This is a genomic window from Streptomyces aureocirculatus (assembly GCF_000720475.1).
Lineage (GTDB): Bacteria > Actinomycetota > Actinomycetes > Streptomycetales > Streptomycetaceae > Streptomyces > Streptomyces aureocirculatus.
In genome coordinates this window covers 1-10,425 of sequence record NZ_JOAP01000093.1, presented here as the reverse complement: position 1 = coordinate 10,425, position 10,425 = coordinate 1, and the positions used below count along the sequence as shown (strand labels likewise).

Below are 10,425 nucleotides of genomic sequence, written 5' to 3'. Positions count from 1 at the left end.
GGAGAGCGGTGTGCTGGGAAACTAGCCCGCACCGTTCGGGAAGGGGCCGTCGGAAAAGGACTCGAACCACGAGTACCTCGCCGGCGGCCTACTTCACACCGTCTGTGGTCGGCCGACGGAACCTGGGAACGCCTGTTCCGGCAGGTCCAGGCCGAGGCCGACGCAGATGGGGAGATCGACTGGGACGGCTCGGTCGACTCCACCATCGTGCGGGCCCACCAGCACGCCGCCGGGGCCCGAACCGAACCACCGCCCGTCTCAAAGAGGGACGCAGCGGCAGAACATCAGGCCGAGACGGCAGGGCAGAGCCTCCTCGCCCCGCCTGGCGGAGGTGGTGAGAGAGGTGAGGGCCTGGGTCGCTCGGGGCGGGTTCACTACCAAGCTTCACCTGAGCGCGGACGGCCGCTGCCGCCCGCTGTCCCTGATCGTTACTCCGGGACAACGGGCGGACTGCACGCAGTTCGAGCCCGTGCTGGAGGAGATTCGCGTCCCTCGGACCGGGCCAGGCAGGCCACGCAAGAAGCCCGACAGCGTCGCGGCGCACAAGGCTTACAGCAACGGCCCGTGCCGCGGGTATCTGCGACGACGGGGCATCCGCCACTCGATCCCGGAGAAGACCGACAGCCAGGCCAGCCGTCAGCGCAAAGGGTCACGCGGCGGACGGCCTCCTGGCTTCGACGAAGAGCGGTACAAGAAACGCAACACCGTCGAACGGGCCATCAACCGCCTCAAGGTGCGACACGAAGTCGCACACGTTAAGTGGGAAAGCCACGAAGGGAGGAGACCCGTGCTGACCCCGGATTAGTGTCCGAAATCCGTTCCCGCGCTCACATGCGTCGCCGGTAACGGCGGGGGGTGAAGCTGAGCGTTCAAGCCCAAGCATTCCCTGGCCATCGGGGGACAACAGGCGAGGGAAAGGCTGGACGGGTGAACGGAAGTGAACCCCCGTTGATGTCTCGTAAGAGCTCGTAACAAGATCTTGTTGAACGGTCCTGCGGTGTGACGTGTGTGACGATCGGGCCGTTCGTGGTGAGTGACGACTCGGCCGTGGATCGTGGATGACGACTTGTGGGTGTTGATTGAGCCGCTGCTGCCACCTTGGCCGGAGCGGTCGCCAGGCCCGAAGCCGATAGATGATCGGCGATGTCTGCAGGGCATCCTGTTTGTCCTGCACCGGGACATCGCTTGGCAACTCCTACCGTTGGAGCTGGGGTTCGGCTCCGGAGAGACCTGCTGGCGGCGCCTGGTGCGGTGGCAGCGTGCTGGTGTCTTCGACCATCTGCATCGCTTGTTGCTCGCTGAGTTGAACGCGGCTGGCGAGCTCGACTGGTCGCGCGCCTGCGTGGATGGCTCACATGTCCGCGCGAAAAGAGGGGGAGCCTCGACCGGTCCGTCGCCGGTCGACCGGCGGAAGACGGGCAGCAAGCATCGCCTGATTTGCGATGGCCGCGGCACCCCGCTGCACGTCATCACCACCGCAGCGAACGTAAACGACGTCACCCAGATCCTCGCCCTGGTCGACGGCATCCCGCTCATCGCGGGACGGGTTGGACATCCGCGCCGCCGCCCCCACTCCCTTTTGGGCGACAATGCGTACGACTCGAAAGCTGTGCTCCACGAGCTGCGGCGCCGCAGGATCATGCCGGTCATCTCTCGCAAGGACGCCCCGAACATCAAGGGTCTGGGCAAGCTCCGCTACGTCGTGGAGCAGACCTTCGCCCTGCTTCACCAGTTCAAGCGCCTGGCCGTGCGCTGGGAACGACGCCTCGAACTCCACGCCGCATCAACCTCGTCAGCCTGCAGCTTGATCTGCTGGCGACGGCTCAAGAAGGCCGAATCATGATCGCATCACGAGTTCGAAGACCTCTACGCCGTGAAGAAGTCGGCGAGCGCGCGGCCGATCCGGTCGGGGGCACTCTCCGTGGGGATGTGATCCGCATTCGGGATGCGGATGAGCATGGCGTGAGGGATCTCTGAGGCGAAGCGATCGGCGTATTCCACCGTCTCATGGAGGTCGTCCTCGCCCCAGATCAGCAGCTTGGGCGTGGTGGACCGCTGCAGCGCGGGAACGAGGTCGAGGGTGTAGCGGTTGTCGGCCGCGCCCGCCAGGGCCGTCCAGGAGCGGCGAACCCGCCCGTCGGTCCACGGATCCACGTACTCCGCGATCAACGACTCGGTGGCGGCACCGGCCAGCGCCCTCGTGACCGCCTGCCGACGGGCGGCGAGCACGCCCTCGGCTGTGTCCGAGTCGCGGAATTGGGCCACGTGGGGCGCGGGCCAGGAGTCGTAGAGGACCGAGTTGACCAGGGCGAGGCGGGACACGTCGAGCCGGTCGTGAGCGAGAAGGTGCTGGGCGATGGCCCCGCCAATGTCGTGGCCTGCCACGGCGATGGGACCAGAGAGCTTCAACGCGGCGGCAAACCGGGTTACCCAGCCGGCGAGCGCCGGAACGGTGGCCGATTCCGGGGTGAGCTGACCTCCCGAGCGGCCAAGACCGGGGAGGTCGACCGCGACGGGCCGCAGGCCCGCGTCGGCGAGGTGGTCGAGTACCGGGAGCCAGACCCGGCTCCAGTACGTCCCGTGCAGCAGCAGCACGGGCTGGCCGTCCCGCCGCCCTGCGGTCAGGTAGCTGGCCATGTCGCCGTCGACCTGGACCATGGTCCTCAACACTGTTGTTTCGGTGTCTTCTCTCATGTGACCACTGTGGCCTGCGCGGAGCCGCCCAACCGAGAGTCCAAAAAGACATCTGCAGGTACATTCTTGCCATGCCTCTCCATCGGGTTGTGGCCCTGCTCAACCCGCCACAGTCGCCATTCGAACTCGCCTGTGCCACCGAGGTCTTCGGCACGGCCTCGCAGAACGAACCGCCCCGCTACAGCTTCCGCATCTGCACCGAACGCCCCGGCCCCCTGCGGACCACCGCCGGTTACGCGATGATCGTCGGCGCCGGGCTTGAGGCCCTGGAGCAGGCCAACACCGTGGTCGTCCCCGGCTGGGAGCCACCGGGCGCACCCATACCACCGGCTGTCACCGCGGCGCTGCGATCCGCCCACCGGCGCGGAGCGAGGATGGCCGCCATCTGCACGGGTGCCTTCGTCCTTGCCAGGCTGCTGTGCGGGAGGCGCAGCGGCCGGTGTGCACGCGGTGTGGTGCCAGATTTCCCGACGAGCGCTGGAGGAGACCACGAGGTCGTGGCCGCGGGGGTGTGGGGCCGGCTGTACGGGCGGTGCGCGAGGAAGGCTGCCGACCGGCGCGGAGGTTGAGCGTGTCGCGCGCCGACAGACCGGGGAGGCCGAATGAACGGCGGTCGAAGCGCCGGCCGCCAGGCGCCGGGGCTGGTTCGACCTCATGCGCCGCCGGTAGCCGGGCAGCTTGTTCCTCCGGCCGGACAGGCAGCCCGGCCGGAGGCGAGAATGGGCACCTTGAACAACGACGTGTTCGCGCTGTCCGCTGGTTGTTTAGCGGAGCCGGTACTGCCGCAGGGATGTCGACAAGACGCCCCTGTGCGTCGGGCCGCCGCGTGCGGGTCACCAGGAGGCTGGGATCACCTTCGGGCGGCGGAAGAAGAGGCCCTCGTGCCAGCGGATCTCCTCGGGTTCCACAGTCAGGCGGAGCCCGGGCCGGCGGGCCACCGCGCGCACCATCGCGTCGATCAGGCAGCGGGCCAGGCGGTTCCCGGGGCAGAAGTTGGGGCCGTGGCCGAAGCCGAGGTGTCCCGGGCCTTGGCGTTCCGGGATGAAACTGTCGGGGTCGTCGAAGGCGTCCGGGTCGTGGTTGGCGGCCTCCAGCGAGACCATCGCCACCTCTCCCGCCCGGATCTGAACGCCGTCGATGTCCGCGTCCTCGGTGGCCATCCGTTTGGCAGCTCCGGTCGACAGCGGTGTGTGGCGCAGGAGTTCCTCCACGGTGTCCGGGATCAGCGCGGGATCGCGGTGCAGCCGAGCGAGGGTTTCCGGGTGCCGCAGCAGGGTGATCACAGCGCCGCACAGGAACCCTGAGGACGTGGGGTATCCGGCGATCAGCAGCAGCGCGGCGATCTCGGACAGCGCGGCGTCGCCCAGCGGGCCGGCCTCGGCCGGGGCTTCGGCGAGCCGCTTGAGCAGGTGGTCTCCGGGCCCGTCGGCCAGTCGGCGGGCGTGGGCGGTGAAGAACCGGTGGATGTCGATGAGGCCTCCGCGCTGCTCCTCGGCGGTGGCGCCGCAGAACTGGAGGGAGAGGTCGGTACGGTCACGGAGCAGCGCGGCCTCTTCGGTGCTGAGTTCGCCGAGCAGGACGCGGGAGGTCATCGCCGCCGCCAGGGGCTGTGCGAAGTCCGCCGCGAGATCGACGGGGCCCCCGTGTTCGGCGAGGCCGCGCAGCAGTGTGTCGGCCCGGTCACGGAGCCACTTCTCGTGGCGCCGGGCCGCGCGCGGCCCGAGACCTTCGGTGAAGACGGAGCGCAGGCCCGCTTCGCGCAGCACCGACACTCCGTCGCCGGTGGTGCCGGGGGCACGCAGTTCCACGGGTTCCTGACGGGGCGCGCCGGGGGCCATCGCGGCGGTCGAGCTGAATCGCGGGTCTTCCAGCAGCCGCTTGGCGGTGGCGTACCGGGTGACGAGCCACAGTTGGTCTCCGGTGTACTCGGAGACGACGGGGCAGGCCGGTGCGTCGGCTTCGCGCAGCCGTCGGTGGTGCGGGGAGAGCTCCTGACCCCAGTCGTGGAAGGGGAAGGTGAGGGGGCCTTGTGCGGTGGTCACGGTGAGACGCTCCTTCACATACGGGTGGCGGTCCGCTCCTCTCGGCGGAGTGCGGGTCCGCTGGGACCGGTGCGGGGTGCGGTCGGATCAGTACTGCGCCGCGTGGTCCTTGAGGAGGACGAAGCCCTGGTTGGCTGCGGCGTGCAGGGGGCCGGCCCCGGTGTAGAGCAGATCGGCGAAGCCCACCGGCGCGTGATAGCTGACCAGTGACGAGGAGACGCCGAGGATGCTCGGGGTGTCCATGAAGAAGGGCAGTTCGTCGATGAGGTACTCCAGGGCCAGGGCGGCGGCGTCGCTGCCCGTGCCCCCGGGCTTCGCGCGGCCGTCCTCGCCGGAACCGGCCGCGGTCCCGGGTTCGCTTGCCGTCCCGGACCCGGCTGCCGCCCTGGGGACGGCGCGGGCGGACACCTTCCGGCAGATGGCGTGGGTGCGTTCGTCGGTGGTCAGCGCGTCCCGGACGCGCAGGTGCAGTCGCTGGTAGGCGTCGGATTGCGCGAGGTCGGACAGCAGGTGGGTGTGCTGGTCCTCCCCGGGGATCTCGCTGCGCTCGAAGGCGCGGCGGATGCGCCTGCGGACACAGGACACTTCTGTCCGCGCCTTCTTGTGTGCCGCCTGGTCGGGATAGCCCTGGGCGCGGTAGTTGGACGCCAGGGAGCGGTCGGGGACGATGACGTCCACCCGCTGGAAGGTGGCATGCGCCCAGCGGAACACACGGGTGAGGGTGGGGATGCTGAAGTAGCCATTGCCTGGACTCACCCCGATCAGCAGGTGATCGGCGTCGCGCAGGAGCCGACGGCAGTTGGGTGTGTACGGGAGCGGGGTGTGGCCGCCGGCTGCTGCGGCCGCGGTTAACGGTGCGGACGCAGTCGCGGGCGTGGGCGTGGATGCTGCCGCTGGTGCGGAGGTGTGTGTGGATGCTGCCGCGGATGCGGAGGTGTGTATCGCCATGGGCGTGGCCGGGGTGAGGGAATGCGGCACAAGGGAACCCTTCGAATGGCTGCGAATGGGGCTCTGCTCGGTGTGAACGTCCGTGACCGGCCCCGCTCCGTCGTGGGGGACGGCGCACAGGCCGACACGTGGAAGCTGTCCTTCTGGGGCTGTTCCGGGCGGGACAGACCCGTCCAGGCACCGGAAGAGGAGGCCGGACGCAGGCTCGTCCGCGAGCCCGTTGCGCACTGTTCAGCGGGGGCCGGTCACCTCAGTGAGGCCCTGATACGGCTGCGGGGTACACGCGCCGGACGTCGGCCGGATCCACGCACCGCGGAACGGCGGCCGGGCGGCGGACACTCACCCCGTTCCGGAGCGCGCGAGCGGAGCCGTAGGCGGGCCCGGACGTCCCCGCCCGCCCCGCGAGGGGTGTACGGCACAGGGGGGCGGCCAGCTTCGTACATCGCGTGGTTCGCCCTGGATACGTCACCGCAGTGCCCCTCCCGGCTCGTCGCATGGTCTGTGCGCTACCGCAGAACTCGTCGCTCAAAGAAGCAATCCGCTCGTCGGAGTCTAACTCCGGTTAACGCAGCCTGGCAACGGAGACCGGGATGCGGCAAGGTACGGTCATGTCAACACCGCACAAGAGCCGGCGGAGCGATTACGCGGAGGCCACCCGACTGGCCATCGTCGAGTCCGCGCGGCTGCTCTTCTCGCTCAAGGGTTACTTCGCGACCACGGTCGAAGAGATCGCCGCCGAGGCCCGGGTCGCCCCGACGACCGTCTATGCCGTCGGCGGCGGCAAGCAGGGTCTGCTGCGCACCCTGGTGGACATCTGGAGCCAGGCCCCCATCGTCGCCGCATCGATGGACGAGCTGGATTCCTACACCGATCCGGACGAGCTGCTGCGGCAACTGTCCGCCGTGACGAGGTCCATGCGGGAAAGCTTCGGCGACATCATGCGCATCCTGATCGCGACAGCGCCCCACAACGAAGACGCGGCCGAAGGGCTGGCGATCGGGACCCGGCGCTATCGCGACGCGCTCGCCACCGTCGCCGCCCATCTGCACAAAATCGGCGGCACGCACCCCAATATGACGGTCGATCAGGCAACCGGCATCCTGTGGTTCTACTTCGGATACAGCGGGTACTTCACGCTGGTCGACGACAACGGATGGTCCTACGACCGGGCCGAACCCTGGCTCGCCCACCAGGCCATCATGGCCTTGCGAGCCCCCTAACCGGGCGCCGACCGCTTCGGCTGACTGCCCCCTCGCCCGAACGAGACAAGCGGAGCCGCCGACCCGCCCGCCAGGCGGTGATTGGCGCCGGGTACGGAAACTCGTAAGGACCCCGGGCGGCGGGAAGGTCTCAGATGAGACAAACACGGTCGCATACAGGACAAGGTCTGTTTCCTCGCATTCGCTGCTGGCAATTGCCTGTCAGGGTCCAACTGCACAGCCCGCCATCAGGGCAGAGTTTCTTGGATAGGGGTATGTCATGCGTGTTCGTCATGTGCTCGCCGCTGCGGGGTTGGGAGCTACGCTCGCAGTTGGGGCGACAGTGACTACGGCTTCGGCTGTGACACCAGGGGAATCCTGGGCCGCAGCGGGTACGACCCAGGAAGCGTGGAGCGATGGGACCGCTGCCACGTCCGCGCCCGCACCCGACTTGGCGAAGCTCATCTTCGTGGCGACGCATAACGCAGCCTCGTTGGTGTGACCGGTCCGCAACGGCGGCCCGACGCTCGGGTCGCCGCCGCCCGATCCCGCCCCATGATCTAGAAGATGAGGGAGCAGCTCTGCCCCGAACCGCGGTTCTAGGCAGGGCGGTGGCCTGCGGTAGGCGGGTCGAGGGAAGCGGGTTAGCCCAAAGACGGGGTGACTACGGGGCCGTGGCCCAGGCCGTCGCGCATGACTCGATACGTGGGTGGGCCAGAAACGGTGACACCCTTCCTGCGGGAAGTGGTCTGGTCCCGGTCGTTCTGTAGCGCCTCGTCGTACGACGGCAGGGGCCACCGGATCGTTCCTGGTGGCCCCTACTGCCATACTTCGGGGTCATCCGGCGGCTTTGAGCTCACCCAGTACGAGAAGCGGTGCCTGTGCCTGACGGCGCCGCTGGAGACACGCCGTTGTGATCAGGGCCCGCGCTTCAGCTTGGCGGCTGCGATGACGCAGTCCGTTGATCGGCGACGGCCACAACCCCTGGGCTGACGCCGAGCTCCCTGCTCTTTCGCGCTTGCGGGTGTTCACGAGCGCTGTTGTCCTGCAGTGCACAGGGCCTCCGAAGATCCCTTTCCGTCCAAAGAGTGATCGTTCTCTGTGGATTAGCGGTGGCGTTGATTCCTAATGTGGTCTGTCAAGCCACGCGGGCGCTGACGCTCTCGCCGTCGCACATGCCTGGCGTACTGGCCGACGTTGCGTCAGTCTCAGTGGGCGGGTGTCCGGGGGCAGGGGATCTTCCTCAACGAATCGCCGCTGACCTGCGGTGAGGAATCTTCAGTGACGAACGCAGCCTGGCTGAGGCCATCGAGTGAACCTTCTCCGGCTCAGAACCTGTCAGTGGATCTTGCCCAGGGTGATCGCCGTCAAGGCACGTCTCCACCTCGATCCGCCGGTCCCGATCAAGGCGTAGTGGCACGACCGTCCCCATGAGCTAGATTCGCCGGCAAGAGGGAAGATCACCTGTCACAGAACAGCGGGCTCACACGGACTCCTGAACGTGACTCCCGCACTCACCTGTCCGTTGACATCGACCTTGCGCCCTCTGCCAGCGAGGTCGGACGGTGAGTTCAGTCGTCGATACCCGCGGCGTGCAGGACTTCGACGACGAGCGCGTACGCACCCGCGGCCGGAGAGCGTTTGGCACCTGCCCAGGCCTCGCTCAGCGCCTTCGCTGTTGGTATCGCACCTCGGGTGAGGCTGTTGGTATCGCACCTCGGGTGAGCAGGTGCTGCACCATGCGCGCCTGCCCGAAGGTGGCCGCCCATTCAAGGGGTGTCTTTCCCTTCATCACCCCGTTGATGTCCGCTCCATGGCGTAGGAGCAAGTCCACGGACGGTGGGTGGCCGTGCTCCGCGGGCGTCGCAGCCAGCACCAGCGGTACGTAGCTCATCCTGCCCTGGGCGCCGGTGGGGGCGCCGGCTTGGAGAAGGACCTCCGCAACGGCCGTATACCCGTGCATCACCGCCAGGCACAACGGCGTCGATTCACCGTACTGGCCTGCCTGCTGGCGCGGGTCTGCACCCGCAGCAAGGAGCACGCGAACAGTGCCGGCGTGCCCCGCATGGACCGCGAGATCCAGCGCGGTACGCCCAGTGCTGCCCGGGGCATCCACCTCGGTACCGGCAGCCAGGAACTGTGCGGCCCCCGTCACGTCACCGTCCCTGGCAGCGCGTGCCAGATGATCCACCATGTCCACACCTGGATCATGCGTGACAGGCTGATAACACGTCCACCCGGGGGTGCCGTCCGCCGTGAGGGCGCCGTGACCGAGGGCCGGGCGCTGGAAAAGGGGCTGCTGCGACGTGGGGGCTCGGCCCTGAACCGCGAAGGCCGCCTGCGGGGACTGCCGTTGGAAGTTCGGGTCCTGTTGGTCGCCGCCTGCCCGGTGCCGACGGCTTCAGCGATCATGGCGGCGCCGGGCGCTGACCTCGCGGCCCGAGCCGCCGACGGGCCTGAAATGCGAACGGCCCCCTCAACCTGGAGGGCCAAGAGGGCTGTCGTGTTGGTAGCGGGGACAGGATTTGAACCTGCGACCTCTGGGTTATGAGCCCAGCGAGCTACCGAGCTGCTCCACCCCGCGTCGGTAGGACCATCCTACGTCACTGGGCCCAGGGCTCCCGACCGGACTCGCCCCGCAGGTCGGTTCCGGGCGCAGAGTCGGCTCCGCATGCCTCTGCGAGGTGATCCTGCTGCCGTTGTCTTCCGGAGTTCCCGTCCCCGGATAGTGCGCCGCCTCAATGATCAAAAGCGTGGCCCAACATCGGGCTGCGAGACCAAGGCGCGGGCAGCGATTCGCAGTTGCGCTTTCCACGCCACCTCGTCAAGCCCCAGCGTGTACTTAATGCAGCACGCGCACGGCGGAAGGAGCGCCAGGAATGCCCGCTCCTCAGCGGTCTCGGCCTCCAGATCCGACCACTCGTCCGATGCCAGCTCGCCGAGACCCACCTCCCCGGCGGTGAAACGCGTAGCCAGCCTGCGCAGCGCGAATCGTCGGGCCAGGTAGCGGTCGGGCAAAACAATCCCTGCTTCATCAACAGCCTGCTCAAACGTGTCCCGGATGTCCCGGGGATCCGCGTGACGCGGCAGGCCGGCGAGCTCGCGCAGGGCCGGCGTGTCCATCGCCCCTGCGAGTGCCTGAGCAGCGGCCCTCGAGAGGTCTTCCGGAGACACCTGATCCGCCTGATACAGCCACGCCGCCTCCATCAGAGGCGAACAGGTGCTGTGGACAGGGCTGTTAGGTTCGGATGTGTCGTCTATCGCTGCCATGGTTCCTACAATGCCAGCACCGCTCACGAGACAGCCCTGAGCAGGCAGCCCCTACTGATCTTTTCGTAAGTTCGGTGGGTGTGGTGGGCGTGTGGGTGGGAGGCTGTCGGGGTGGCTTATCGACCTTCCGCTTCGGTTGCCGGCTCCTGCCTTCCTCCTTTGTCGCGGCCTCGGTTGGCAGAGGCGCGTCGTGTTCGGGCAGTCGAGTTGTTCGAGGACGGTGTTCCGAATGCGGAGATCGCGAGGGCGGTGGGGGTGTGTGCCGAGAGTGT

The 10,425-nt window shown here is 68.1% G+C and carries 8 protein-coding genes, 1 tRNA gene and 2 pseudogenes; 5 read left to right on the top strand and 6 right to left on the bottom strand.

Annotation, left to right across the window (positions count from 1 at the left end; genetic code table 11):
* Positions 1–96 precede the first annotated feature (96 nt).
* The 3 genes and pseudogenes from IG78_RS52025 to IG78_RS0140055 all read left to right on the top strand — a co-directional run.
* Positions 97–247: pseudogene (locus IG78_RS52025) on the top strand (IS5/IS1182 family transposase); the annotation flags it as partial.
* A gap of 84 nt (positions 248–331) precedes the next feature.
* Positions 332–805, top strand: coding sequence for a transposase (locus IG78_RS47210; RefSeq protein ID WP_225882415.1), 474 nt, complete (start codon positions 332–334; stop codon positions 803–805).
* Positions 806–1,033: 228 nt separating this feature from the next.
* A complete protein-coding gene (locus tag IG78_RS0140055) occupies positions 1,034–1,843 on the top strand; it encodes an IS5 family transposase (RefSeq protein WP_030574330.1) in 810 nt (269 codons plus the stop codon).
* A 23-nt stretch (positions 1,844–1,866) separates the two neighbouring features.
* Here the strand turns inward: IG78_RS0140055 and IG78_RS0140050 are convergent, their stop codons facing one another.
* Positions 1,867–2,694, bottom strand: coding sequence for an alpha/beta fold hydrolase (locus IG78_RS0140050; RefSeq protein WP_030574327.1), 828 nt, complete (start codon positions 2,692–2,694; stop codon positions 1,867–1,869).
* A 71-nt stretch (positions 2,695–2,765) separates the two neighbouring features.
* Here IG78_RS0140050 and IG78_RS0140045 point away from each other — a divergent pair.
* Positions 2,766–3,128, top strand: a pseudogene (locus IG78_RS0140045) (DJ-1/PfpI family protein); the annotation flags it as partial.
* A gap of 399 nt (positions 3,129–3,527) precedes the next feature.
* Here IG78_RS0140045 and IG78_RS0140040 read toward each other — a convergent pair.
* Together IG78_RS0140040 and IG78_RS0140035 are read right to left on the bottom strand one after the other, a co-directional pair.
* Complete coding sequence (locus IG78_RS0140040; protein WP_157856050.1) at positions 3,528–4,736, bottom strand: cytochrome P450; 1,209 nt, start codon at positions 4,734–4,736, stop codon at positions 3,528–3,530.
* 87 nt (positions 4,737–4,823) lie between these two features.
* Positions 4,824–5,684: a tRNA-dependent cyclodipeptide synthase gene (locus tag IG78_RS0140035; RefSeq protein WP_078965947.1), complete on the bottom strand. Its 861-nt coding sequence runs from the start codon at positions 5,682–5,684 to the stop codon at positions 4,824–4,826.
* Positions 5,685–6,292: 608 nt separating this feature from the next.
* On the opposite strand from IG78_RS0140035, the gene IG78_RS0140030 reads away from it, so the two are divergent.
* Positions 6,293–6,904, top strand: a complete 612-nt coding sequence (locus IG78_RS0140030; RefSeq protein WP_030574315.1) for a TetR/AcrR family transcriptional regulator — start codon at positions 6,293–6,295, stop codon at positions 6,902–6,904.
* A 1,642-nt stretch (positions 6,905–8,546) separates the two neighbouring features.
* On the opposite strand, the gene IG78_RS43480 is transcribed toward IG78_RS0140030, so the two are convergent.
* The 3 genes from IG78_RS43480 to IG78_RS44680 all read right to left on the bottom strand — a co-directional run bounded on the left by IG78_RS43480 (position 8,547) and on the right by IG78_RS44680 (position 10,153).
* Positions 8,547–9,077: an ankyrin repeat domain-containing protein gene (locus IG78_RS43480; RefSeq protein ID WP_225882416.1), complete on the bottom strand. Its 531-nt coding sequence runs from the start codon at positions 9,075–9,077 to the stop codon at positions 8,547–8,549.
* Between the two features lie 313 nt (positions 9,078–9,390).
* Positions 9,391–9,467 (bottom strand) — tRNA-Met (locus IG78_RS0140020).
* Between the two features lie 161 nt (positions 9,468–9,628).
* Positions 9,629–10,153, bottom strand: a complete 525-nt coding sequence (locus IG78_RS44680; RefSeq protein WP_157856048.1) for a hypothetical protein — start codon at positions 10,151–10,153, stop codon at positions 9,629–9,631.
* Positions 10,154–10,425: the final 272 nt, after the last annotated feature.